Raw genomic sequence first — 23,956 nt, 5'->3', positions numbered from 1 at the left:
ACCCTACGAAAATCCCGTAGGGTGCGCATTTATGCGCACCTGGTCGCCATGAATGGCGACCCTACAGGGTTTATAGCGATGGTGAGTCAGGAAAATGCATAGTTGCTGCAGCGCGGCTGTTGAGGCGACATCCTAACTCGCTGAGCGAGTGAGGGATTCCAGGGCGAGCCGCATGGATGCGGCGAGAGGTGCCGCTGAGCAGGAGCGAATCGCCACCGGTCCGTCAGGAATCGTGAATGAGTGAAGGCACCGCGAAGCGGCGGGTTGGGCTGGCGCAAGGCCCGGGAGTGCAGAGGGCGCGGCCAGGCGCTCTCTGCTCGGTCGCCGCACCAGGGTGCTGCAACTGCCTGATTTCAAGGCGAACGAAAGCCGCTCTGTGCTTAACTGAGCGGCATTACGCCATGGATGTGCAAACCTTAATTAACCCGCTCTTGCAGAGCGCTAGCCACAATCAACCTTGGCGGCAGCAGGAAGCTGAAACAGGTTTCCTGATGCGGCACGCTGGTGATCTCCAGCCGCGCGTTGTGATGGCCCAGCGCGTGCTTCACGATTGCCAGCCCCAAGCCGCTGCCGCCGGTGGCGCGCGAACGCGCTTTGTCCACACGATAGAAACGCTCGGTGAGGCGCGGCAGATGCTGTTCGCTGATACCCGGCCCGTCATCGCACACCTTAAACTGCGCGCCTTGTTTGGTACGCAGCCAGCTGATGTCGATGCGCGTGCCATCCGGCGTGTGATTCACCGCGTTATAGACCAGATTGGAAATGGCGCTACGCAACTGCTCATCATTGCCGAACACTTTCAGGTGCGGATCGGTATGGAAATGGATGGTGTGACGTCCCTGGCTCAGCGTTTCCGCTTCACGCTGCAACAGCAGCAGCATGCCCGGCACATCCACCGTCTCTTTCAGATCGATGGCTGGCGCCGCTTCGATACGCGACAAGGTCAGCAACTGCTTCACCAGGCTGTCCATGCGGCGCGTCTGCTCTTGCATAGTGTGCAATGCCTTGCTGCGCGTGCGCTCGTTCATCACCGCGTCGTCCATCATTTCCAGATAGCCCTGCAACACCGTTAGCGGCGTACGCAGTTCATGACTGACGTTGGCAAAGAAGTTGCGTCGCGCGCCTTCCAGCTGGTGCATCTGGGTGACATCACGCGCCACCATCAGCCACTGACCTTCGCTGTAAGGCATCACGCGGAATTCCATATGATGCTGATTATTAAGGATCTGCGTCAGCGGCGTATCGAACTTGCGCTGGCGGATATAGCGGGAGAATTCAGGATAACGCAGTAAATTGAGGATGTTCTGGCCATTATCTTCCGGCCAGCGCAAGCCAAGATGCTGCTGCGCCAAACCGTTACACCAGAAAATGGTGCCCTCTTCGGTGGTCAGCACCACCGCATCCGGCAGCGATTCGGCACCGCTGCGGAAACGTTTGATCAGATTGCCCAGCTCGCGGCGACGCCGCCGGTTGCGTAACTGCATCTGATACAGGCCATAAAACAGCGGTTCCCAGCTGCCGCGTCCGGTGGGCGGCGTCATTGAACGATCGACCCACAGCCAGTGCGACAGACGCATCAGATTTCTGAAGTGCCAGAACATCACGCCGGTCACCGCAATCAGCAGCAGCCACGGCAGATATCCGAACAACAGACCCAACACCAGCGCAGGTAAACAGACCAGCGCCAGCTCGGTCAACAATCTCTTCCAGGAGAGTCGTTCCAGCACGGTAAAAACTCCGTTTACGTTTAGTAGCGGGCAGAGAAACGATACCCTGTTCCGCGAACGGTTTGAACCATGCGATCGTGGCCGGTCAATTCCAGCGCTTTACGTAAACGGCGAATATGCACATCGACGGTGCGATCTTCGACATACACATTGGTGCCCCAAACGTGGTTCAGCAGCTGTTCGCGACTGTACACGCGTTCCGGGTGCGTCATAAAGAAGTGCAGCAGTTTGTACTCAGTCGGCCCCATCTCCAGCGGCGTGGTTTCCGACATCACGCGATGTGAGGAAGGATCAAGGCTCAGGCCCTGCATCTCGATCACCTCTTCCACCGCCATCGGTGAAATACGGCGCATCACCGCTTTGATACGCGCCATCAGCTCTTTGGGTGAGAATGGCTTGGTGATGTAATCATCCGCGCCCACTTCCAGACCGCGCACGCGATCCTCTTCTTCACCGCGCGCCGTCAGCATCATCACCGGGATGTCGCGCGTCATGGCTTCACGCTTCAAATGCTTAATAAACTGAATTCCGCTGCCGCCGGGCAACATCCAGTCCAGCAGAATCAAATCAGGCCAGGGTTCGATCAGCTTACCAATCGCGCTGTCATAATCTTCCGCCTCAATAGGCTGGTAATCATTCTGTTCCAGCACGAAACATAACATTTCACGGATGGGAGCTTCGTCTTCCACAACCAAAATGCGCTTAGCCATTGTAACTCCTGCTAGTGTGACAACGTGTCACTGGGATTTGCGGCGCCATTATGCGTCAGTTTTGTGACACTTTTATGAAAAAGCCGCCCTAAGATAGATAGATAAAAAACAGAAATGTGACAATAAAAATCTGCTTTTTTTCTTTGTGATCTTAAGTGGTTATAATTCGCCTTCGCTAAACAGAGCACGGAGCAAACATGCGCATCATTCACACCGCTGACTGGCATCTCGGTCAGTTCTTTTACAGCAAAAGTCGCGCGCGGGAACATCAGGCGTTTCTCGACTGGCTGCTGGATCAGATTGTGCAGCATCAGGTGGATGCGCTGATTATCGCGGGCGACCTGTTTGATACCGGTTCGCCGCCGAGCTACGCGCGTGAAATGTTTAACCGTTTTGTGGTGGCGCTGCAGCCAAGCGGCTGTCAATTGGTGGTGCTGGCGGGCAATCACGATTCGGTGGCGACGCTGAATGAATCGCGCGAGCTGCTGGCCTGCCTGAATACGCAGGTGATCACCAGTGCCACACCGCAGGGCGAGCAACAGGTGTTAACCCTGAAACAGCGCGATGGCGCGCCGGGTGCGCTGCTGTGCGCCATTCCTTATCTGCGTCCGCGCGATATTTTGCGCAGCCAGGCCGGCCAATCCGGCCGCGAGAAGCAGATCTCGCTGCTGGAGGCGATTGAGCAGCATTATCAGCACTGCTTTGCCGCCGCGCAGTCAATGAACAGTGCGCTGCCGATTATCGCCACCGGCCATCTCACCACCGTTGGCGTCACCAAAAGCGATTCGGTGCGCGACATCTATATCGGCACGCTGGATGCCTTCCCGGCGCAGGCGTTTCCACCAGCGGATTACATCGCACTCGGTCACATCCATCGCGCCCAGCGCATCGCCAACAGCGAGCACATTCGTTACAGCGGCTCGCCGATTCCGCTCAGTTTTGATGAGCTTGGCCGCGAGAAAAGCGTCTTCCTGCTGGAATTTGGCGACAAGCTCAAGGAAGTGACGCCGCTGACCATTCCGCACTTCCAGCCGATGCAGATGCTGAAAGGCTCGATGGCGGAAATTGAACATCAGCTGGCGCAGTTCAGTGAAATCGCCAGCGAACAGCCAACGTGGCTGGATATTGAGATCACCACGCAGGAATACCTCAGCGATCTGCAACGTCGCATTGAAGCACTGACCGAAAATCTGCCGGTCGAAGTGCTGCTGGTGCGCCGCAGCCGCGAACAGCGGCAGCGCAGCCTCGAGCGGCTGGAGAACGAAACCCTGAGCGAATTAAAAGTGGAAGAAGTGTTTGCCCGCCGACTGGCGCAGGAAGATCAGCTGGATGCCGAGCAGGCCGAGCAGTTAACGCAGCTGTTCCGCACCCAGCTTGCCGCGCTGGAGAATCCATCTGCATGAAAATATTGACGCTACGTTTTAAAAACCTCAATGCGCTGCGCGGCGAATGGTTTATCGATTTCCGCCGTGAACCTTTTGCCAGTAACGGATTGTTTGCCATTACCGGCGCCACCGGCGCGGGCAAAACCACCTTACTCGATGCGATTTGTCTGGCGCTCTATCACCAAACGCCGCGCCTCGGCACGCTGTCGCAAACTGAAAATCAGTTAATGACACGCGATACAGCAGAATGTCTAGCTGAAGTAGAGTTTGAAGTTAAAGGTGAAGCCTGGCGCGCCTTTTGGAGCCAAAATCGCGCGCGGGGCAATGTTGATGGTAAGTTACAGGTACCGCGTGTCGAATTAGCGCGTGTAGCCGATAATCAAATCGTTGCTGATAAAGTTGGCGAAAAACTACAAACGATTGAAAAACTATCTGGTCTTGATTTCGCCCGGTTTACCCGCTCAATGATGCTATCGCAGGGTCAATTCGCCGCCTTCCTTAATGCCAAACCCAGTGATCGAGCCTCCCTTTTAGAAGAACTCACCGGCACCGAAATTTATGCACAAATTTCTATGCAGATCTACGAACGCTGGCGCACCGCACGCAGCGAGCTGGATACGCTGCGCGCCCGCGCCGGTGGTATGTCGCTGCTTGATGAAGCGCGCCGTGCAGAGCTGACGCAGCAGCTGGCAGAACTCGCCGTTCAGGAGAAATCGCTGAGCGAACAGCTGACGCTGGCGCAGCATCAGCAACAATGGCTGGTGCAGCAGCAACAGCTGACGCAGGAACAGCAACAGGCCGAACAGACGCTGCTTGCCGCGCAACAGGCGTGGCAGCAGGCGGATGGCGATCGTCAGCGGCTGGCGCGGGCCGAACCGGCAGAAAAACTGCGCGAGAAGCTACAGCAGCGCGAACAGCTGCAGGGCGATCTCCGCACGCTGGAACAGCAATCGCAGCAGCTGCAGGCGCAACAGCAGCAGGCCAAAACCGCGCTGCAACAGGGCGAAAGCCATTATCAGGCCGCGCAGCAGGCGCGCGAGCAGGCGTTACAGCAACAGCAGCAGCTCGAAACGCTGCTGACCGAGCAGGTTATCCCGCTCGATCAACGCATTACCACCACCTCGCAGCAACTGGATGAACAGCAGCGGCTGCATCTGCAGCAGCAACAGGCGCTGCAAACCAGCCAAACCGCGCTCAGCCAGCAACAGCAGGTAAGTGAACGTTTACAACAGCAGCTGGCGCAGCAGCAGGAATTCCGCACCCGAGAAGCCGCCGTCGCCGATTGGGGCGCAGAACTGACGCGCTGGCAGGCGGAGATCGCCCGGTTGGATGAGCGCGAGCAGACGCTGACGCAGCTCATCGCGCAGCAGCAACAGCAGCGCAGCCAGCTGGAGCAGCATCAACAGGCGCAGGCTCAGCGTGAACAGGCGGCGCAACCGTTGCAGCAAGCCGAAGCGCAGGCCGCGCAGCAGCGTCTGCAAGCGGAGCAAGCACTGACTTCACTTGAGGCGGAGATCACCAGCCCAAGCCTGCGCGACGCCCTGACGCAGCATCAAACGCAGCGATCTGCACGCCAGCAGCTTAGCCTGCTCGCCGCGCAGTGGCGCGCGTTGCAGCCACAGCGCTTGCAGCGACAGCAGAAACTGGCGCTGCTTCAGCAGCAGCATCAGGACGCTGAACAGGCGTTGCAGGCGCTGCGCGACGAGTACAAGCGGGAACATCAAGCGCTGCTCGATGTGCGCAAAATCTGCGAGCTGGAGCGCACCATCGCTCAGCTGGCCGACGAGCGCGCCAAATTGCAGCCGGATCAGCCCTGCCCGCTGTGCGGCTCGTGTCAGCATCCGGCGATCGCGCAATATCAACAGCTTGAGCCCGGCGCCAATCAGCAGCGTTTGACTGAGCTGGAAACGCGCGTGGCGCAGCTGAAAGAGTCCGGTACCGCTAAAGGCGAGCAGCAGAAGTTGTCGCTGCAACAGCAGCAGGCGCTGCAACAAGAGATCGCTGATTACGACCAGCAGCTGGCGACGGTTAACACTCAATGGCAAGCGCTGAGCGGTGAGCTGGCACTTACCTGCACACTGGAGCAGCAAGACGATTTTGCGCAGTGGCAACAGCAGCAGGATGCGCAGGAACAAACGCAGCAACAGCAGCTGCAGACGCGGGAAAACGCCGCGCGTGCGCTGCAGCAGGCGAAGGATGCACATCTGCAACAGCAGCAGCTGTGGCAGCAGCATCAAAATCAACAGCAGCTGGCGCAGCAGCAGATCGCCAGCACGCAGCAAACGCTGGATGAAATCAGCCAGCGCGAAGCCAGCGAACGCAGCGCCATGCAGCAACTGGCGCAGCAGCTGGAACAACAGTTAGCGCAGCATCAGCTCAGCTTGCCAGACCCGGCTGAGCGGGAAAGCTGGCTCCACACGCTACAGCAGCGCTGGAGCGCATGGCAGGAAAATGAGCGCTTACACGGCGAGTTGCAGCCACAGCTGGCAAAAGCCGAAAGCGAGCGCAGCAGCCTGCAGCAGAATCTGGCGCGTGAACAGCAGCGGCTCGATGAACTGCAGCAGACGCTCAGTACGCTGCAACAGCAGCGCCAGCAGCAGCAACAACAGCGTCAGCAGCTGTTTGGCGATCGCCGTGTTGCGGAAGCCCGACAGCAGCAGCACGCTGCGCTGCAACAGTGTGAACAGGCGCTGGCGCAGCAGCTACAGCAGTGGCAGCAGGCACAAAGCTCGCTGCACAGCCTGAATGGCCAGTGTGAGCAAATCGCGGCGCAGCAACACACCTTGCGTGAACGCGCTGCCGCAGCAGAAAGCGCCTTCCTCGCCGCGCTGCAGCAGAGTGATTTTGCCGATGAAACGGCGCTGCGTGCCGCCCTGCTGGATGAGCGCGAGGTGCATGAACTGCGCCAACAGTTGCAAACGCTCGATCAGCAGCGCCAGCAGCAGATTACCCTCAGCGAACAGCTCACTCAGCGCTGCACGGCGCATCAGCAGCAGCGACCGGCCGATCTCAACGATGAAATCGCCGCCACTATCCAGCAACAGCTGGAACAGCTGCGCGTGACTTTACGTGACAATGCCCGTCAACAGGGTGAAGCGCAGCAGCAGCTGCACAGCGATGCGCAACAGCGTTTACAGCAGCAATCGTTACTGACGCAAATCACCACCGATGAAGTGGAGCTGGCGCAGTTGGGCCGTCTGAACGATCTGGTGGGTTCGGCCAATGGCAATAGGTTCCGCCGCTTCGCGCAAGGCCTGACGCTCGATCATCTGGTGTGGCTGGCGAACCGCCAGCTCGATCGCCTGCACGGTCGCTATCTGCTGCAGCGTCGCGTCAGTGAAGAGCTGGAGCTGGAAGTGGTGGATACCTGGCAGGCGGACGCCACGCGCGATACGCGCACGCTGTCGGGTGGCGAGAGTTTCCTCGTCAGCCTGGCGCTGGCGTTAGCGCTGTCGGATTTGGTGAGTCATAAAACGCGCATCGAATCGCTGTTCCTCGACGAAGGCTTCGGCACACTGGATGCCGAGACGCTGGACACCGCGCTGGATGCGCTCGACGCCCTGAACGCCAGCGGCAAAACCATCGGCGTGATCAGCCATGTAGAAGCGATGAAAGAGCGCATACCGGTGCAGATCCGCGTCCGCAAGATGAACGGTTTGGGTTACAGCAAGCTGGAGTTGCCAGGGGAATAATCAGGTCGCCATGAATGGCGACCCTACGGTGCTTCGGCGGGTTTTCGTAGGGTGCGCATTCATGCGCACCGGTTTTTTATCTCACTGTCGCCAACTTATAACGCGGGCCGACCAGCAAACCGCCCTGCTCGTTCTGCGCCAACAGACGGGCGCTGGTCACCCCGGCGATGGTGTGTGCCTTATCCGTCACATTGCTGGCAATCTGCTTGATTGCCGCTGACACCAACATGCCAATAATGCCGCCGTTATTGTTGTTGCCATCTTCCGCGTCGCTGGCGGTGGCAATGCCTTGCCAAATCTCTTTACCGCTGCGCAGATCCACCAGACGCGCCGTCGCCGACACCTTGGTCACGCTCTGAATCACCTGATAGCTGCTGCCGTAATCGGTCACCGAAATGTACAGCGCGCTGTCGGCGTGGAAGATGTCATGCAGGCGCTGCGGGCTAACAGCCTGAATTTCGTGGCCGTTGGTTAAACCGTTCTGCTGGAAGGTTTCATCCACCACCGCCACCGGGAACACGTAATAGCCCGCTTCCGCCAGCGGACGCGTTACCAGCGAGGTGAAGCTGTTCGCCGCATTCACATCCGGCGCGCGGTTATCCGCAGGCAGCACCAGAATCGAGGCCGGTTTGCTGGCGCGGAAGGCGCTATAGTCGTACGGTTTTTTGTGCGCGCAGCCGGTCAACAGCAGCGTGGCGAGCATGCCTAAAGAAACAATCAGCTTTTTCACTGAGCAACTCCTTGTTTTTTCTTCATCAGAAAGTCCATGTATGGCGCCGATTCCGGGAACAGCTGCTTCTCGGTAGCAAACTGGCCGAAGGCTTTATCGGTATCTCCGGTTTTGGCGTACAGCAAACCGAGCTGCGCGTGCAGGCCCGGCGCGACCGGTTTGTTGACCGATTTGGCTTTTTCAATATCCAGATTCAGCGCTTCGATCTGCTTCTGCGGATCGCTATCTTTTTTGTAGTAGCTGTAGATCTGCTGCTGGTAATCGCCCCAGTAATAGATTGGTTCCGGCCCTTTTGGCGCACAGCCTGCCAGCACGCCCGCAGCGATCAGCGCCGCACACAGTTGCAACATTTTCATGCTCAATATCCTTATTTCGCCGGGCGCCATGCGCCGCTGTTAATGCCATCGACTAAATGATCAACCGCTTCACGAATCGCCAGATCCATCACTTTACCGTTGAGGGTTGAGTCATAGCTGGCGGTACCGCCGAAGCCGACGATCTCACGCGCTGACAACTTGAATTCACCCGCGCCCTGCGCGCTGTACACCACTTCTGAAGTGGTGACATCCACCACATTCAGGTTGACTTTGGCATAGGCGATCTGGTTTTTACCGCGCCCCAAAATGCCCCACAGCTGCTGATCGCCCACTTCTTTGCGACCGAATTCGGTGATATCGCCGGTGATGATGTAAGTCGCACCTTTGATGTTCTGCTCGCTCTTCTTAAAGCCCGCTTCCTGCTGCAACTCTTTCAGGTTGCTGCGATCCAGCACGTTGAAGCGATTGGTCTGTTGCAGGTGCGTGACCAAAATGGTTTTCGACTGATTGCCAAGACGATCAACGCCATCAGAGAAGATGCCGTTCATGTACGAGGAGCGGTTATCAAACTGGCCAACCGCAATCGGGCTGCGCACGCCCTGATACGCGGGCTGGCTGGCCGCACGCACCTGTGGTGCTTCAATCGCGCGTGACGATTCGGTCGCGCAGCCGCTGAGCAGCGTGGCGCTTAACAAGGAGAGTGCCGCAAAGGCATATTTTTTCTGCATTTCTAATCCATGAATCAAAAGGGGATAAAGCCGCGAGGCTGCGGCAAATTCTGGTTCTGCCGACAGTCAGAGTAATGCCATAGCATTGGTTGAGTCGGTCTGTAGACTGTCGGCAGTGAGGGAAAGGATCTTTAGTGAAAATACAGGCACATTAATGAATTTAATTAATCGAATGGCGGGATTATTGGGCGGATTAATGATTGTGGTGGCGCTCAGCGCTTGTCAGCATTCTCAGCCAAAGCAACAGGATAGCATCGTCAATCTGTGTCAGCCGCAGAGTGCGCCGGGCAGCGCATCCTGCAAATGGGCTGATGAGATGCAGCATCAGCTTAATCAGCATTTCCGCGATGCGCGGCGTTATGTCGGTCAGCAATGTCTGGTGCGGCTCGAGTGGCAAAACAGCGGGCGCTACGCGGTGACGCAGACACAAGGTGACGAAACGCTGTGTCTGCGCGCGTGGCAGTTGATTGGTCAAAGCAAAGATTTACCGCCGCCGCCGGAGGTTAACCAGCCAGCGTGGTTCGGTTTTGCTCCGGCGACGCCAAGCCATCCTGGCGCCACTGGCGCGGGCTGATGCCAAACCAGCGGCGGAAGGCGCGGGAGAAGGCGCTGACTTCGGAGTAACCGAGCAGCAGCGCCATTTCTGATATCGGCAGCTGCTTCTGTTGCAGATAATGCGTTGCCATCTCGCAGCGCACCTTGTCCACCAGCGCGGTGAAACTGATGCCCTCTTCGCGTAGCCGCCGTTGCAGCGACCAGCTCGACAAGCCCATTTTTTCGGCAATCTCTTCCAGCACCGGTTCGCCCTGCATCAGTGACAAATTCACCTGCGATCGCGCCTGTTCCACCACGCTTTGCAGGCTGGCAGAGCTGTTCAGGCGGCGAATGGCATCCTGCATCACCATCAGCAGCATCGGATCCTGTTCCGGCATGCTGCGCAGCAGATCGCGTTTCGGGATCAACAACGAGTTGAACGGTTGATCAAACCACACCGGCGCATCAAACACTTTGCAGTGCTCGTGCCACTGCTCCGGACGCGGATGTTCGAAGTGTACTTCGCGCGGCGCCCAGTTTTTGCCGGCGACGTGGCGGATCAAGTTGAGGAACATGCCGAGCGTCAGCTCTGCATCCTGACGTCGTGACAGGATCGCGCCGTGGCGTACCTGATAATCGAGCCGCCAGCACTCGCCTTTGTCCACCAGCCGCGTCAGCGTGTCGTGCTGATGCCACGGAAACGCATTCACCACGTTATGCAGCGCCTGCTCCAGCGTCGGCGAACAGAGGCCGATATACCCAATCAAGCCTAATGACTGCGGTTTGAACTGCTTGCCGTAATGCAAACCGAAGTTATCAAAACCGGAATGACGTGCCGCTTCTTCCATCACGCGACAGTAGTTCACTAAACCCAGGCTCAGCGTGGGGCTCGCCAGCAGTTCGGAGTTAATGCCGCTGATGCCAAAGATGCGATCGACATCGCCGCCTTTGTCAGTGATAAATCCGCTCAGTCCGGTGGCGGCCGCCGCCAACACGCCGCGGTTGCTGGCGCTGACGGACAAGGCGCTGAAGGCTTCAGTGGGTGTGATGAGTGATTGCATCGGAACCTCTGCGTGTGGCGCGAATGAAACAGGTGGAGGATTCCAGCAATTTTCGTACCAGGCGAGTCATTCGTGGATTTTGTCGTAGGGTCGCCATTAATGGCGACCTCAATTGCGCCGCGACAGCGCAAAGCTGCTCACTGCTGGTGCATCAAACGCCGACCGGCAGCTGATTAGTTTCCAGATAACGTCGGCAGAGGCGCACCGAGTGATCGGCCCAGCGCGGCCCGAGACTCAGCGCCATTTCCGTTTCCGCGTGCGATCCCATCCACGCCGTCATCTGAATACGGCGCTGGATCAGCAGCGTCGGCACCAGCGCCATCTCTTCATCGCTGATGTGCGCCACTTTTTCGTAGCCGAGGATCCAGTTATCCACCCATTCGGCGGCGCGCGGATGATGCTCAACGAAACTGATCGCCGCCGCCAGATCGTGCAGATACCAGCCGAGCCCGCAGTCATCAAAATCGATCACCCGCGTTTCGCCTTTATGCAGCAGTAGATTGGTCAGACGCAGATCGGCGTGGATCAAACCATAACGATCCGCCCCTTTGCCAAAGCCTTGCAGCTCTTGCCCGACGCGCGCCACCGCTTCGGCGACGATGCCGTGATCGGCCGGATTGAGGTTCGGCGCATCCTGCCAGCGTCCCCAATGGCTATGATCGCTGACCATGGTGTGATGATCCCAAATGATGCGCTGGAAACCGGCCGGTTTCTGCCATTTGCGGCTGTGCTGATGCAGGCGCGCGGTGATGTGACCGAGCTGCTGAAACGCTTTGGGATCGACATCGGTGGTAGGCATGTCACCGTCGATCCAATGGAACAATACGGCGTAGCGCTCTGCGCCATTTGCCATCGGCAGCGTCAGCACAGTTGCGCCATCGCTGGCCGGGATCGCCTGCGGCACCATGATGCCGATGTCACGCAGCGCATCCAGCCACAGCAGCTCGCTCTGAATGTCCGCTTTGCTGTGATAGTTAGGACGATGCAGACGCAGCGCATAGCGTTTGCCCGCCGCCTGCAACAGGAAGGTGGCATTTTCCGAGCGGCACAGCAGCTTCAGTTCGCCGCGCAGTGCCGCGGGATAACTGGCCAGCGCCTGATGCGCCAGCAGGGTGATTTCAGCATCGGTTAAGGTATCGGATTGTTCGGCACTCATTCATCAATCTCCAGCATCAAGCAAGTGGTATCAGCATGGGATGACGTCGTCCTGACTGCTTGACCGCAGACAACCCAAAGTTGACCGCAGCGTGCATCTGGCACTTTTCTTGCCTCAGAGTTGACCGTGGAGGACAAAACTCACTGCGCCCGCGTCAAGTTTTCCCGCGCCAGCCAGCGGCATTATCACTTCACTGTAGCGCAAAGATAAAAAAGCGCGGTGAAGCTGCCGCACCAACAATGACGACGGGGAAAAGACGATGACGAATAAGCTCAAACCCACGCTGGGCACCCTGCATTTGTGGGGGATTGCGGTTGGACTGGTGATTTCCGGGGAATACTTTGGCTGGAGTTATGGCTGGGGCGTGGCGGGCACGCTGGGATTCCTGATCACCACCGCGATGATCGCCACCATGTATACCTGTTTTATTTTCAGCTTTACCGAACTGACCACCGCGATTCCGCATGCCGGCGGCCCGTTTGCCTATAGCCGCCGCGCGTTCGGTGAAACCGGCGGCTTAATCGCGGGCCTCGCCACGCTGATTGAGTTCGTGTTCGCACCGCCGGCGATTGCCATGGCGATTGGCGCTTACCTCAACGTGCAATATCCCGATCTCAATCCGAAAACCGCCGCAGTCGGCGCCTATATCGTCTTCATGACGCTGAACATTCTCGGCGTTAAGCTGGCGGCGATGTTCGAATTGGTGGTGACTGTGCTGGCGGTTCTGGAGCTGCTGGTGTTTATGGGCGTGGTTTCGCCAGGCTTCAGCATTGCCAACTTTGCCGCTAACGGCTGGGCGGGCAGCGATCACTTCGGCATGCCCGCGATGTCGGGCATCTTCGCCGCAATTCCGTTCGCCATCTGGTTCTTCCTGGCGATTGAGGGCGCTGCGATGGCGGCCGAAGAGGCCAAGGATCCGAAGCGCACCATTCCCAAAGCCTATATCACCGGCATTCTGACGCTGGTGGTGCTGGCGATTGGCGTGATGCTGCTGGCCGGTGGCGCTGGCGACTGGCGCAAGCTGTCGGACATCAACGATCCGCTGCCGCAGGCGATGAAGATGATTGTCGGTGAAAACTCCAACTGGATGCACATGCTGGTGTGGATTGGTCTGTTTGGGCTGATTGCCAGCTTCCACGGCATTATTCTCGGCTATTCACGCCAGTTCTTCGCCCTCGCCCGCGCCGGTTATCTGCCACAGAGTTTGGCCAAGCTGTCGCGCTTCCAAACGCCGCACCGCGCGATTATCGCCGGGGGTTTGATTGGTATCGCCGCCATCTACAGCGATGGATTCATCAATCTGCAAGGTATGACGCTGACCGCCGCGATGATCACCATGGCGGTGTTTGGTGCGATTGTGATGTATCTGATGAGTATGCTGAGCCTGTTTAAACTGCGCCGCACTGCGCCAGAGATGGAACGCAGCTTCCGTGCGCCAGGCTATCCGATTGTGCCCGGCATTGCGCTGGTGCTGTCGCTGGTGTGTCTGGTGGCGATGCTGTGGTTTAACCCGGTGATTGGCGGCCTGTTTGTGGCGATTATGGCGGTGGGATATGTCTACTTCCTGGCCACTAAAGCCCAGCGCGATAACGCGCCGCAGGATTCGATGTTAGTGGGTGAGTAATGTTAGCAGGGGGTTTTGTAGGGTCGCCATTTATGGCGACCTTTTAACATCAACTCACGCCTTAACCGGCCACAACCACGCAGCACCGCGCACACCGCTCGAATCTCCGTGCACCGCTTTCAGCACCGGTGTTTCACATTCGCGGCCAAACACCCACTGCTTCATCAATGCCGGCACGGTTTGATACAGGCGATCGTTATTACTCATGCCGCCGCCCAGCACAATCACATCGGGATCAAGCAGATTCACCACCTGCGCCAGCGATTTCGCCAAGCGCATTTCGTAGCGATTCATCGCCAGTTCCGCCACCGGATCCTGCTGCTCAATCAGCTTGATGATCTCCGCACCTTTCAGCGCTTTACCGCTCAGACGCTGATAATCGATAGCGAAGCCGGTGCCCGACACAAAGGTCTCAATGCAGCCCTGCAAGCCACAATAACAGGGCACTTCCGCACGATGGCGCAGTTCATCTTCGTCCATCCACGGCAGCGGATTGTGGCCCCACTCACCGGCATTGCCGTTACCACCAATGCGCGACTCACCGCCAATCGCTACGCCCGCGCCTGAGCCGGTGCCAATAATCACCGCAAACACCAGCGGCTGACCTGCGCCCGCGCCATCTACTGCTTCGGAAACCGCCAGACAATTCGCGTCGTTGGCGATGCGCACGTCACGATTCAGCGCCTGCGCTAAATCCTTATCCAGCGGCTGACCGTTCAGCCAGGTGGAGTTGGCGTTTTTCACCCGCTGCGTGTAGGGCGAAATCGTGCCGGGAATGCCGATGCCGACCGTGCCCTGCTGGCCGGTTTTCTCTTCTGCCAGCAGCACTAAATCGACAATCGCCTGAACCGTGGCAGCGTAGTCGTCACGCGGCGTGTTAACACGATGACGAAACAGCTCCTGACCCTGATCAGACAATGCAATCACTTCAATTTTGGTCCCGCCTAAATCAATCCCGATACGCACAATTTATTCCTCATTATTCGTTCTGGTGACAAATACAGTAGAAGGCTGAATCGGGAAAGGCAATGAAACCAATCCGATGTTTCGCTATCATGCGCGCTGACTTTGAGACTTGTGCGCCCGATCGCACCCACGGTAAGGAATCCCGATGTTGTGGTTTAAAAATATGATGGTTTATCGTCTGAATCGTGACATTCCGCTGTCCGCAGACGATCTGGAAAAGCAGCTCGACGCCTTCACCTTCTCGCCGTGCGGTAGCCAGGATATGGCGAAAACCGGCTGGGTTTCACCGATGGGCAACCGCAGCGAAGCGCTGACGCATGAAATCAACGGTCAGATGGTGATTTGCGCGCGCACCGAGCAAAAAATTCTGCCGTCGCCGGTGGTGAAGCAGGCGCTGGAAGCCAAAATCGACAAGCTGGAAGCGGAACAGAGCCGCAAGCTGAAGAAGACTGAAAAAGATTCGCTGAAAGATGAAGTACTGCACAGCTTGCTGCCACGCGCGTTTAGCCGTTTCAGCCAGACTTATATGTGGATCGACACCGTTAACAACCTGATTATCGTCGATTGCGCCAGCGCCAAGAAAGCCGAAGATACGCTGGCGCTGCTGCGTAAAAGCCTCGGTTCGCTGCCGGTGGTTCCGTTAACGCTGGAGAATCCGATCGAGCTGACGCTGACCGAATGGGTGCGCTCAGGTGAACTGCCAGCCGGTTTCGCCTTAATGGATGAAGCCGAACTGAAAGCGATGCTGGAAGATGGCGGTGTGATTCGCTGTAAGAAGCAGGATCTGATTTCCGACGAGATCGCCACGCACATTGAAGCCGGTAAAGTGGTCACCAAACTGGCGCTCGACTGGCAGGAACGCATTCAGTTCGTCATCGCCGATGATGCTTCAGTGAAACGCTTGAAGTTCAGCGACACGCTGCGTGAGCAGAATGATGATATCGACCGCGATGATTTCGCCCAGCGTTTCGATGCCGATTTCATTCTGATGACCAGCGAACTGGCTGCGTTGATCAGCAATTTAGTAGAAGCGTTAGGCGGCGAAGCGAAGCGTTAATCCCCTCGAACCTGGTCGCCATGAATGGCGACCCTACGACAGACCTGCGCGGATTTTCGTAGGGTGCGCATTCATGCGCACCTATTACTCAGCAATAAAAAAACCTGCGCTTCACAGAGAGTCGCAGGTTTAAGATGTTCTAAGGTTGAGTTTAGAGGTAACGGCACAGATAAGATGAAGGCTCGGCCACCTGCAGATGGAATTCGCTCTGGCCTGGTACGCTGAACACAGCGCCGGCTTCGTACCATTTCCACTCGGTTTCACCCGGCAGCAGCACTTTCAGCGCGCCGCTCACCACAGTCATCTCTTCCGGTTGGTTGGTGCCGAAGGTGTATTCACCTTCCGCCATCACGCCAACGCTGGCACGGCCAATGGTCACGCTGTCGAAACCAATGGATTTCACTTTTCCGTCGAAATACTCACTTGTATTGAGCATATTACTTCCTCACAGCACATTATCGTGACTGGCAGATTACTAAGGAACTCGCTGATCTGTCACGCGAATTAGCGCCACAGATCGCAACTTGTGATCTCTCCGCATTAGACGATCAATTCTGCCGCCAGCTTGGCGACCAGCACGTTCGACAGCAGTACCGGAATGCCCAGCATTTTCTGCAGGAAATCACGGTGCTTCTGGTGATAGCCGATGCAATCCAGTACCACCACATCCGCGCCCTGCTCCTGCAGCGACAATCCCGCTTCCACCAAATCAGCCTGCTCCGCCAGATACGGGCTGGCGACGGCAAAGCATGGCGGCGTATCCAGATTGCGCCACTTGTTGGCCTGTTCGGCAATCTGCTCTGCCACCGGCACCACAATCCCGACTTTATGCTGTTGCACAATCGCGCGTACCAGCGGCGGGATGATGCGATCCGGCTCCAGCAGCAAGGCGGATTGCGTTTTCAGCGTGCCAAACTCGCCGGTGCACAGCAGCAGAATGGTGTCGTAGCCCTGCTCTTCCAGCGCGTTGATCTTACGTTGCAGTCCCTGCTCCACTTTTGGTCCCGACAGGCGCACCTGCTCGCCGCTGAGCATACGCGATACCAGCACCGTTTCGCCCGGCGCGGGCGCATACTGCTGCTCGACTTCGGTCAGCGTCAAACCGTCGAGTAAACCGGCGTGCGCCACCTGATCGGCAGGCAGATGTTCCAGCAGCAGCGGCAAAATGTCGCTGCGCGGTGATTGACCAATCGTCAGTGTGACCAGGGAGATATTCATCATCAGGCTTTCCGGGTGCGCAGATGGCTGAGACTACCATACAAAGAGAGCAGCAGAGCGTACTCTTGCGCGTCGAAGAAGTGACAGGTTTCACGCCCGAACTCTTTCGCCACTTCCACCGCAAACTTCACCGCTAAAGCGATATCCACTTCGTGGCTCGCGCCGGTACCGCAGCCCGGCACCACCGATTCGGCGCAGATCGCAACGCCTACAACCGGCACATCCGTCGCGGTGGAAGGCTGCAAAATGCTGTTGAGGTGATAAACCCCGTTGCCGTATGGCGTGATGTCCTGCGTGGTGATCGGGAAGGTGACCGCCGGTTTGCCGCTGGTCATCTCCATAATGCGCAGCAGATCTTCTGACACGCGCAGGATGTAACCCTCTTTCACCGTCGGCGACAGCGCGTAACCTTTGTGATTGAGGATGCGGTTACCTTTAGTGGTATCGATCGACAAAATCGCATCAACACCCGCAATCACTTCGTTGTCATTCATGGTGATGTCGTCGCACGGCGAATCCATGAAATCGACCGGTTCGTGCGGACGGGTTGGCGCATCCGGGCAGATGTGGGTCGTGATGATCACATCACCGGCCAGCACGTCGCCTTTGGTTTGCATCTGCGCCAGCTTCAGCGCACTGCTCACCGCCGCGACTGCGCCATCGGCGTCGGACACCATCCCAATACGCGTTGGACGCGCACCAATCCCGCCAAGACGCCCAATGATGCCAAGCGTTGGCGCGTTGCCGCCGTTGCTTTTACCCTGCGCACCGGGGATGTCGATACGGACGAAATCGGTCCGCCCTTTTGGCCCGGTGACGCGTTTCGTGCTGGCGGTGACGCCCGGATAGGTCGCGAACAGATCAACCACCTGTTGACCATCAATGTAGGCGCTATCGAGTAACTCAAAGACCTGCAGTGTCTGCTGTAAACTCATAATGAATTCCCTGGATTATTTCTTGGTGCCACTGGCAAAGAGTGAATGGAAGAAACTGTAGAGCGCATCGCCCGCGATAAATCCAGCGGCCATCACCTCCATCGGTGAACGTCCACGCTCGCCCCACACGCGCAGGATGATGATACGCAGCGCGATGCCCACCATCACCGCCCAACCCGCAGCGGCGTTGTTGATCAATAAACCGGTCGCCAGCAGCACGCCAAGCTGACGCTTCGGTCCGCCGATCAACTGAATGATGGCGCCCGGAATCGCCCACATCAGCAGATTTCCAGCGATACCCGGCTCGGCTCCGGCCTGAATGGTTTTGGCATAGACGCGCGCCACCGGCGGCAGCAGATTCTCGGCAAAGAAAATCGTGTGCGCATACCACACCACGGGAATACAGATCACAAAGGCGATCATCGCGGCGATCAACTGGATGCGGCGACCCCACAGCTCTTGCTGCACATCGGCACCGTTGCCGCGCAGGATAAAGCCGGCTTTCAGGTCATAACCCATATCGGCAAACGCTGGACCGGTGGCGGCAGTAAAGCCGCACAGCAGGCACAACGCCAGCGGCGGGAAGCCAAGCAGAATGCCGAGAATCAGGGTAATCAGCGCCACCGCGAAGGCCGGGAACCAGCCCGAGTGCATGGCGGCAATACCGACAATCAATTCATGCACGAAGGCAGCAAAGGCGGCGTAGAGGATAAACAACACCAGCATCGGCAGGCCCATTTGGCTCCACAAACCGCCCGCCAGCGCCAGCAGCGTGGAGATGACGATGTAGCCGACGGTGCCGAAACCCAGCGAACGTTTCACTTCGTTGTCGCTGCGGCTGACGTTGACCTGATCATTGCGGCGGCTGCGAATCACCTGCACCACCTGAATCAACGCCACCAAACCTGCACCAACCATCACGCCGTGCGGAATATAGAGCGCGTTGATATCAATGCCAGCAACCGGTTGCGCGTAAGCACGTAACAGGAAGCCAATACCGAGCATGCTCAGCGCCCAGATATTGCCGATAAACGCGGTACCAAATGCTGACATGGGGATCTTCAGCATCGAACCGACGATGCCGCCGACAATGCCCACCACCAGCAACCATGCCTGACGACCACCTTTATCACCGGCTTTGATCGCTTCGGCTGCCGCCACGCCCGGCGGCCATGCATTGCTGGCCGGGAAGACGCGCGTATCAAACAGGCGATAGAGTAAATAAGCATCGAGCAGCATCGCCGCGCTGACGCCGACAAACAGCGGCAGCACCAGCTGCGGCTCGCCCAGCGCCCACGGCACCGCGATTGGCATCAGCAGGCTGTTGGCGGCACCGAAGGTGGCAGAAGAGATGGCGGTTTGCGCGAGGTTTTGGACTTCAATGGAGCGATAGCGACGAAACCATTGCAGTGGAATACGCGCCAGCAGCATGGCAAACAGCGCGCCGATAATAGAGGTATTGGGTGTCACCCCAATGGTGGTAATAAGCTGAACCCCAATGATGGCGCCAGCAACGGACAGCAGAACCAGCATTAAGGCAACGCCAACACTTTTTATTGGATTATTTTGACGCATAAGATCCCCGTATTTTCACCCTGTAGAAAACGCGTTAATTCGCAGCGCCCGACACGCGGGACATCAACGTTTTTATATTAATCGTTCCCTGATTATTGAAATAAGCAGGTCCGAAGACCTGCTATTTCCCTGGTGTGGCGCGAATAAACGCCTTCAAAACTAAAATAGGGTTTCCTGTTTAGACAGGATTATGCGCCGTACTTTTCGGCCATCAGTGCAGCCGTTGCGCGTAGTTCGCTGAGCAGCATCTCCGGATAACCGGGTGCCGCTTCTTGCGATAAAAACGAGAGACAAAGCGCGGCACTTTCACCGCGATGTTTATTGGTTACCGCGACCGCTAACGAGCTGATGCCTGGCAGCGTCTCATTGCGCGCCAGTGCCCAACCTTGCTGGCGAATCACGGCTAATTCCTGGCATAAGGCATCCACGCTCAGCGGCGAATTCAACGACGCCGCCTGCCAGTTGCTGGCAAAACGATCGCGAACTTCTTCATCACTGAGTTGCGCCAACAGCACACGTCCGGTCGAGGTGCCGGTTAATGAAACACGCGTGCCCGGCGGCGTCACCAGTTGGGTGAAGAAACGGCCGTGATACATGCGCATCACCAGCACATCGTCACCATCCAGTACCGAGATATAGCCCATGCAGCCGCTGCTGGCCGCCAGACGCGCCATCGGCGCCGACGCGCTATCCACTAACGGCGTCGACAGATAGTGACCCGCCACCGACAGCAGCACGCGACCAATCTGGAAGCAGCGGCTTTCGGTGTCACGCTCAAGTAAGCCTTCACTTTCCATGGTCGCCAGCAGGCGCGATACCGTACTTTTCGGCAAGCCCAACGCATCCACCACCTCGGTAAAGGTTAAGCCGGGATGGCCCTGCGTCACGCCAAAGCGCTGAAACAGCTTCAGTACGGCGGAGGCATTTTCGAGTGTGGTCATGGCGTCGGTTTCATTATATGGAACTGAGTTCCTCTATCAATAACCAGAAAGTAAAGCGCTACGCTTTTGCGGTCAAGCGCAAATTTTAAGCCGGACGTTTCTGAGGGAATTTAAGGCAGAATAAAATACGGCGTGAAGTGGGAAATAAATGACGTAATCAGGTGAGTTAAATATTCAGCAGGAAAGTGTGTAACTTTTTTGGAATATTGCAGTTTTTCGGCTGAGATTCTTTACCCTAAATAGTTCAAGCTGCAGGAAGGCGGCAAATGTGTGAATCCCCAGGAGCTTACTTAGGTAAGTGACTGGGGTGAACACATGCAGCCAACGCACCGGCAGCTTGAAATATGACGGGTAAAGTTAATCTTTATCGGCATCTTCATAGCGCTCTTTTGCATCTTGCGCTTCAGCTTCGGTTTTATGTTCGCTAATTAACGTATCGGGTTTGGGATGGTCGGCGCGTAATTCATACCAGGTGACGGTTTGATCCGCCGAACCTTTTTCAACGGCGACAATACGCGCGACGCGCGGATAGGGTGGTTTAGTTGGCATCGTTTTCCCTCTTCTATCAGTTGTCCACAGACAGCGGTGATCCTCTGCCTAACGCTAAGTATAGACAACTGAGGATCGCTGCAAAAAAACAGAGAGAAATCTGAGGGTTTAGCTGGCGCGCGCCAGAGAGAGCGATTGCAGAATTTGCTCAACCACGCGATCGGGCGATTGCATCGCGTTGACTTCATGATGCGCGGTTTGACGATACAGATGGGCACGCTCACGCAGGATATCGCCCATCTCTTCGGCAATCGGGCGGCCGGTTAACGTAGGACGCTGCGCTGCTTCCGGCTGATGTTCCAGACGATCGGCCAGCACTTCTGAGGGCGCATTCAGCCAAATCACCTGACCGTGTTCTCGCATAAAGCGACAATTCACTTCAGCCAGCACCATGCCGCCGCCGGTAGCGATGACCGTATTCGGCGCGGTGACCGCACGCAGCGATTCCGTTTCGCGGGCGCGGAAACTATCCCACCCTTCAGACGCCACAATCTCCGCCACGCTGCGTTGCGTAGTGAGTTGCAGATAGTGATCGGTATCGTTAAAGGCATAGCCCAGCGCTTGTGACAGCGCCTTGCCAACAGTGGTTTTACCGCAACCGCGTGCGCCGATCAGATAGATGGGTAATGACATCCGGGCTCATCCTCCGCCGTAATGTGCCGCACGGGCAACGTCATCAGGTCAATAATGCGTCGCATAATACCTGGATTTTATTTTATCAGCCACCCGCGAGGCACGATTTACGCGTATTTCAGTCACATCTTAAGCTAGCCGTTTGAAAAGCCAGCGAAAAACAATGCATGAATCGTGCATCGGGCCAAATGTAACAGCGGCCAACATTTCCTTACCAGGCCGCTGATTTACTTTCTCAAGTCGCGCCCTCATATATGAGGCATACCTTAAAGGAGGGTTCCCCATGCAAAGCGAAGAACAACAACTGATTGAAAATCTGTTCAGCCGACTGAAACAGGCTGAAACGCAAAGCGGCCCGCGTGATGCTGGCGCAGAGCAGTTAATCAAACAGCATTTACAGAATCAGCCCGGCGCGCCTTACTACATGTCGCAGGCGATCCTGATTCAGGAAGCGGCGTTGAAAAAACTCAACGCGCAGGTAACGGACCTGGAAAATCGTCTGGCGCAGGCGCAGCAGCAACAGGCACCGCAGCAGAGCAGCGGCGGTTTTCTCTCCAGCCTGTTTGGTGGCGGATCGCGCCCGGCAGCGCAACAGCAACCGGCGTGGGGTAATCCACCGCCGCAACCGCAACAGCAGTATGCGCCACCACCACAACAGCAATATGCCGCGCCAGCGGCACGCGGCACCGGCTTCCTCGGCGGCGCATTGCAAACGGCAGTTGGTGTGGCGGGCGGCGTGGTGATGGCGGATATGCTGACCAGCATGTTCCACCATTCACAGCCAGAAGAGATCGTTAACATCATCAACGAACCAGCGTTGCCGCAGGTGGATAACAGCCTCGACACCTTTAATGGCAACGACAGCAACAACGCGTTCCTCAACAACGATAATTCGGGTTGGGATAACAACGTTGCGGATAACAATGATTTCGGCGATTTTGGCGGTGACTACGATGACGATGACAGCTTCGTCTGATTAGCGCTGACGTAACCACTTATCCAGTTCGTTAGCAAACAGTTGGCGGTCGCGTTGGCTCAAGGTCGACGGGCCGCCACTCTGAATCCCGCTGGCGCGCATCGTCTCCATAAAGTCACGCATGGTTAAGCGCTGACGAATGGTGTCTGTCGAATAACGTTCTCCGCGCGGATTCAACGCCGCAGCGCCCTTCTCCAGCACTTCCGCCGCCAGCGGAATATCGCCGGTGATCACCAGCTCGCCAGGCTGCACCCGTTTCACAATCTCGTTATCCGCCACATCAAACCCCGCAGCGACCTGTAGCGTTTTCAGCCACGGCGACGGCGGCACGCGCAGCGGCTGGTTGGCGACAAAAGTCACGGTAACTTTGGTGCGCTCGGCCGCGCGGTACAGCACTTCTTTGATGACATTCGGACAGGCATCCGCATCAACCCAGATCGACATGATGAATCCTTCTTAACCGGCAATGAGGCTGATCTTGCCGTGCTGCGGCAGAATCGCAACTGTTTTTGCTGGCCGCCCGCCTTGTTATTAATCCTCGCTGACGTAAGCTTACCCCCACAGAAAATGAACCACTTAGAGGATAAAGCGATGCTGGAGAAGAAAATCGGGTTTGTCGGCTGCGGCAATATGGCGAAAGCCATTATTAGCGGACTGGTCAACAGCGGGCAGATCGCCCCCGCCAATATCTGGGTATTCGACCGTAAGCCCGCCACCAATCAGGCGATGGCGCAGCAATATGGCGTTACCGCCGCAGATAGCGTGGAAAGTCTGGCGCGCGAAGTGGATATCCTGTTTGGCGCGGTGAAACCCAATGTGATTCTCAAAGTGCTGAAAGATCTTGCCGGCCAGCTGAAGAAAGATGTGCTGGTGGTCTCGATTGCGGCAGGCGTGACGCTGGATTCTCTGGCGTCGGTGCTCGGCCACGATCGCAAAATCATCCGCGTGATGCCCAATACGCCCTCGCTGGTGAACGAAGGCATGACCTCGGTGACGCCAAACGTGCTGGTGGAAGCGCATGAAGTGGATGAAGTGGTGGGGATTTTCGAGAGCTTCGGCAAAGCGGCGGTGGTAAATGAATACCTGATTCACGCGGTGGTGGGCGTCAGCGGTTCAGCGCCAGCGTATGTGTTTATGTTTATCGAAGCAATGGCCGATGCAGCGGTGCTCGGCGGCATGCCGCGTGCGCAGGCGTATCAGTTTGCGGCGCAGGCGGTCAAAGGTTCGGCGCAGATGGTGCTGGAAACCGGTAAGCATCCGGGCGAGCTGAAAGATATGGTGTGCTCGCCAGGCGGCACCACCATTGAGGCGGTGAAAGTGCTGGAAGAGAAAGGCTTCCGCGCGGCGGTGATTAACGCGATGCAGGAGTGTATGGCGAAGTCAGAGGCATTAAGTAAGCAGTGATCGTAGTTGTAGGGTCGCCATTCATGGCGACCTTTGAA

23 protein-coding genes are annotated in these 23,956 nt (G+C 57.1%); 7 read left to right on the top strand and 16 right to left on the bottom strand.

Features of this window, described 5'->3' with window-relative positions; genetic code table 11:
- Positions 1–416: 416 nt before the first annotated feature.
- Both phoR and phoB read right to left on the bottom strand, forming a co-directional pair.
- The gene (gene phoR / locus VIJ98_RS04550) at positions 417–1,727 is read right to left on the bottom strand and encodes a phosphate regulon sensor histidine kinase PhoR (protein ID WP_008106091.1); all 1,311 of its coding nucleotides are present in this window, start codon (positions 1,725–1,727) and stop codon (positions 417–419) included.
- Between the two features lie 20 nt (positions 1,728–1,747).
- Positions 1,748–2,437 (bottom strand): phosphate response regulator transcription factor PhoB, encoded by a 690-nt coding sequence (phoB, locus tag VIJ98_RS04545; RefSeq protein WP_007887040.1) that lies wholly within the window; start codon positions 2,435–2,437, stop codon positions 1,748–1,750.
- A gap of 197 nt (positions 2,438–2,634) precedes the next feature.
- On the opposite strand from phoB, the gene sbcD reads away from it, so the two are divergent.
- Together sbcD and VIJ98_RS04535 are read left to right on the top strand one after the other, a co-directional pair.
- Positions 2,635–3,840: an exonuclease subunit SbcD gene (sbcD, locus tag VIJ98_RS04540; RefSeq protein WP_323272476.1), complete on the top strand. Its 1,206-nt coding sequence runs from the start codon at positions 2,635–2,637 to the stop codon at positions 3,838–3,840.
- On the top strand, positions 3,837–7,514 hold the full coding sequence (locus tag VIJ98_RS04535) for an SbcC/MukB-like Walker B domain-containing protein (protein WP_323272475.1): 3,678 nt from the start codon (positions 3,837–3,839) through the stop codon (positions 7,512–7,514). Before sbcD ends, VIJ98_RS04535 begins: the two co-directional genes overlap by 4 nt.
- 76 nt (positions 7,515–7,590) lie before the next feature.
- Here VIJ98_RS04535 and VIJ98_RS04530 read toward each other — a convergent pair whose 3' ends face one another.
- The 3 genes from VIJ98_RS04530 to VIJ98_RS04520 are packed head-to-tail and all read right to left on the bottom strand — an operon-like array spanning position 7,591 to position 9,289.
- Positions 7,591–8,244: a DUF799 domain-containing protein gene (locus VIJ98_RS04530; protein WP_407330290.1), complete on the bottom strand. Its 654-nt coding sequence runs from the start codon at positions 8,242–8,244 to the stop codon at positions 7,591–7,593.
- Complete coding sequence (locus tag VIJ98_RS04525) at positions 8,241–8,600, bottom strand: DUF4810 domain-containing protein (RefSeq protein ID WP_154191720.1); 360 nt, start codon at positions 8,598–8,600, stop codon at positions 8,241–8,243. The genes VIJ98_RS04530 and VIJ98_RS04525 overlap by 4 nt, the downstream gene beginning before the upstream one ends.
- A gap of 11 nt (positions 8,601–8,611) precedes the next feature.
- Positions 8,612–9,289: a CsgG/HfaB family protein gene (locus tag VIJ98_RS04520; protein WP_154153655.1), complete on the bottom strand. Its 678-nt coding sequence runs from the start codon at positions 9,287–9,289 to the stop codon at positions 8,612–8,614.
- Between the two features lie 154 nt (positions 9,290–9,443).
- On the opposite strand from VIJ98_RS04520, the gene VIJ98_RS04515 reads away from it, so the two are divergent.
- Positions 9,444–9,863 (top strand): cell envelope integrity protein TolA, encoded by a 420-nt coding sequence (locus VIJ98_RS04515; RefSeq protein ID WP_323272469.1) that lies wholly within the window; start codon positions 9,444–9,446, stop codon positions 9,861–9,863.
- Here the strand turns inward: VIJ98_RS04515 and VIJ98_RS04510 are convergent.
- On the bottom strand, positions 9,793–10,884 hold the full coding sequence (locus VIJ98_RS04510; RefSeq protein ID WP_323272465.1) for an AraC family transcriptional regulator: 1,092 nt from the start codon (positions 10,882–10,884) through the stop codon (positions 9,793–9,795). The two genes, VIJ98_RS04515 and VIJ98_RS04510, sit on opposite strands and share 71 nt — an antisense overlap.
- A 151-nt stretch (positions 10,885–11,035) precedes the next feature.
- Positions 11,036–12,040, bottom strand: coding sequence for a phosphotransferase (locus VIJ98_RS04505; protein WP_323272463.1), 1,005 nt, complete (start codon positions 12,038–12,040; stop codon positions 11,036–11,038).
- A 259-nt stretch (positions 12,041–12,299) separates the two neighbouring features.
- On the opposite strand from VIJ98_RS04505, the gene eat reads away from it, so the two are divergent.
- Positions 12,300–13,664: an ethanolamine permease gene (gene eat / locus VIJ98_RS04500; protein ID WP_061717487.1), complete on the top strand. Its 1,365-nt coding sequence runs from the start codon at positions 12,300–12,302 to the stop codon at positions 13,662–13,664.
- 54 nt (positions 13,665–13,718) lie between these two features.
- Here the strand turns inward: eat and mak are convergent, their stop codons facing one another.
- Entirely contained in the window at positions 13,719–14,630 is a 912-nt protein-coding gene (mak, locus tag VIJ98_RS04495) for a fructokinase (protein ID WP_008106071.1), read from the bottom strand.
- A 145-nt stretch (positions 14,631–14,775) separates the two neighbouring features.
- Between mak and rdgC the strand changes: the two genes are divergently transcribed.
- Positions 14,776–15,687 carry a recombination-associated protein RdgC gene (rdgC, locus tag VIJ98_RS04490; protein WP_008106069.1) on the top strand — a complete coding sequence of 304 codons (912 nt, stop codon included), beginning with the start codon at positions 14,776–14,778 and terminating at the stop codon, positions 15,685–15,687.
- A gap of 151 nt (positions 15,688–15,838) precedes the next feature.
- Here the strand turns inward: rdgC and ppnP are convergent, their stop codons facing one another.
- From ppnP to aroL, 7 genes are all read right to left on the bottom strand, one after another.
- Entirely contained in the window at positions 15,839–16,123 is a 285-nt protein-coding gene (gene ppnP, locus VIJ98_RS04485) for a pyrimidine/purine nucleoside phosphorylase (protein ID WP_008106067.1), read from the bottom strand.
- A 104-nt stretch (positions 16,124–16,227) separates the two neighbouring features.
- Positions 16,228–16,905, bottom strand: coding sequence for an AroM family protein (locus tag VIJ98_RS04480; protein WP_323275736.1), 678 nt, complete (start codon positions 16,903–16,905; stop codon positions 16,228–16,230).
- A 2-nt stretch (positions 16,906–16,907) separates the two neighbouring features.
- On the bottom strand, positions 16,908–17,840 hold the full coding sequence (locus VIJ98_RS04475) for a DUF1177 domain-containing protein (RefSeq protein ID WP_154153672.1): 933 nt from the start codon (positions 17,838–17,840) through the stop codon (positions 16,908–16,910).
- A 15-nt stretch (positions 17,841–17,855) separates the two neighbouring features.
- Positions 17,856–19,415 carry an OPT/YSL family transporter gene (locus VIJ98_RS04470; protein ID WP_008106060.1) on the bottom strand — a complete coding sequence of 520 codons (1,560 nt, stop codon included), beginning with the start codon at positions 19,413–19,415 and terminating at the stop codon, positions 17,856–17,858.
- 188 nt (positions 19,416–19,603) lie between these two features.
- Complete coding sequence (locus tag VIJ98_RS04465) at positions 19,604–20,356, bottom strand: IclR family transcriptional regulator (protein ID WP_323272457.1); 753 nt, start codon at positions 20,354–20,356, stop codon at positions 19,604–19,606.
- Positions 20,357–20,713: 357 nt separating this feature from the next.
- Entirely contained in the window at positions 20,714–20,905 is a 192-nt protein-coding gene (locus VIJ98_RS04460) for a YaiA family protein (protein WP_061717492.1), read from the bottom strand.
- A gap of 108 nt (positions 20,906–21,013) precedes the next feature.
- Positions 21,014–21,538, bottom strand: coding sequence for a shikimate kinase AroL (gene aroL / locus VIJ98_RS04455; protein ID WP_008106055.1), 525 nt, complete (start codon positions 21,536–21,538; stop codon positions 21,014–21,016).
- Between the two features lie 283 nt (positions 21,539–21,821).
- Here aroL and VIJ98_RS04450 point away from each other — a divergent pair, with 283 nt between their 5' ends.
- The gene (locus tag VIJ98_RS04450) at positions 21,822–22,514 is read left to right on the top strand and encodes a DUF2076 domain-containing protein (protein WP_179451729.1); all 693 of its coding nucleotides are present in this window, start codon (positions 21,822–21,824) and stop codon (positions 22,512–22,514) included.
- Here the strand turns inward: VIJ98_RS04450 and VIJ98_RS04445 are convergent, their stop codons facing one another.
- Positions 22,515–22,958, bottom strand: coding sequence for a YaiI/YqxD family protein (locus VIJ98_RS04445; RefSeq protein ID WP_008106050.1), 444 nt, complete (start codon positions 22,956–22,958; stop codon positions 22,515–22,517).
- A 147-nt stretch (positions 22,959–23,105) separates the two neighbouring features.
- On the opposite strand from VIJ98_RS04445, the gene proC reads away from it, so the two are divergent.
- Positions 23,106–23,918, top strand: coding sequence for a pyrroline-5-carboxylate reductase (proC, locus tag VIJ98_RS04440; protein ID WP_323275734.1), 813 nt, complete (start codon positions 23,106–23,108; stop codon positions 23,916–23,918).
- The last annotated feature ends 38 nt before the right edge of the window (positions 23,919–23,956 follow it).

The organism is Pantoea sp. S18 (assembly GCF_045689705.1).
In the GTDB taxonomy this organism is placed as follows: Bacteria; Pseudomonadota; Gammaproteobacteria; order Enterobacterales; family Enterobacteriaceae; genus Pantoea; species Pantoea symbiotica.
The sequence above is the reverse complement of the archived record's forward strand: the minus strand, read 5'-3'. Positions and strand labels throughout refer to the sequence as shown.

Excerpts from the sequence above, each read along its gene's own strand:
- VIJ98_RS04525 (WP_154191720.1), bottom strand. The coding sequence starts at position 8,600 with ATGAAAATGTTGCAACTGTGTGCGGCGCTGATCGCTGCGGGCGTGCTG.
- eat (WP_061717487.1), top strand. The coding sequence starts at position 12,300 with ATGACGAATAAGCTCAAACCCACGCTGGGCACCCTGCATTTGTGGGGG.
- VIJ98_RS04505 (WP_323272463.1), bottom strand. The coding sequence starts at position 12,040 with ATGAGTGCCGAACAATCCGATACCTTAACCGATGCTGAAATCACCCTG.
- ppnP (WP_008106067.1), bottom strand. The coding sequence starts at position 16,123 with ATGCTCAATACAAGTGAGTATTTCGACGGAAAAGTGAAATCCATTGGT.
- VIJ98_RS04520 (WP_154153655.1), bottom strand. The coding sequence starts at position 9,289 with ATGCAGAAAAAATATGCCTTTGCGGCACTCTCCTTGTTAAGCGCCACG.
- VIJ98_RS04460 (WP_061717492.1), bottom strand. The coding sequence starts at position 20,905 with ATGCCAACTAAACCACCCTATCCGCGCGTCGCGCGTATTGTCGCCGTT.
- VIJ98_RS04450 (WP_179451729.1), top strand. The coding sequence starts at position 21,822 with ATGCAAAGCGAAGAACAACAACTGATTGAAAATCTGTTCAGCCGACTG.
- rdgC (WP_008106069.1), top strand. The coding sequence starts at position 14,776 with ATGTTGTGGTTTAAAAATATGATGGTTTATCGTCTGAATCGTGACATT.
- VIJ98_RS04475 (WP_154153672.1), bottom strand. The coding sequence starts at position 17,840 with ATGAGTTTACAGCAGACACTGCAGGTCTTTGAGTTACTCGATAGCGCC.
- proC (WP_323275734.1), top strand. The coding sequence starts at position 23,106 with ATGCTGGAGAAGAAAATCGGGTTTGTCGGCTGCGGCAATATGGCGAAA.
- VIJ98_RS04515 (WP_323272469.1), top strand. The coding sequence starts at position 9,444 with ATGAATTTAATTAATCGAATGGCGGGATTATTGGGCGGATTAATGATT.
- aroL (WP_008106055.1), bottom strand. The coding sequence starts at position 21,538 with ATGTCATTACCCATCTATCTGATCGGCGCACGCGGTTGCGGTAAAACC.
- sbcD (WP_323272476.1), top strand. The coding sequence starts at position 2,635 with ATGCGCATCATTCACACCGCTGACTGGCATCTCGGTCAGTTCTTTTAC.
- phoB (WP_007887040.1), bottom strand. The coding sequence starts at position 2,437 with ATGGCTAAGCGCATTTTGGTTGTGGAAGACGAAGCTCCCATCCGTGAA.
- VIJ98_RS04480 (WP_323275736.1), bottom strand. The coding sequence starts at position 16,905 with ATGAATATCTCCCTGGTCACACTGACGATTGGTCAATCACCGCGCAGC.
- VIJ98_RS04510 (WP_323272465.1), bottom strand. The coding sequence starts at position 10,884 with ATGCAATCACTCATCACACCCACTGAAGCCTTCAGCGCCTTGTCCGTC.
- VIJ98_RS04535 (WP_323272475.1), top strand. The coding sequence starts at position 3,837 with ATGAAAATATTGACGCTACGTTTTAAAAACCTCAATGCGCTGCGCGGC.
- VIJ98_RS04470 (WP_008106060.1), bottom strand. The coding sequence starts at position 19,415 with ATGCGTCAAAATAATCCAATAAAAAGTGTTGGCGTTGCCTTAATGCTG.
- VIJ98_RS04445 (WP_008106050.1), bottom strand. The coding sequence starts at position 22,958 with ATGTCGATCTGGGTTGATGCGGATGCCTGTCCGAATGTCATCAAAGAA.
- VIJ98_RS04465 (WP_323272457.1), bottom strand. The coding sequence starts at position 20,356 with ATGACCACACTCGAAAATGCCTCCGCCGTACTGAAGCTGTTTCAGCGC.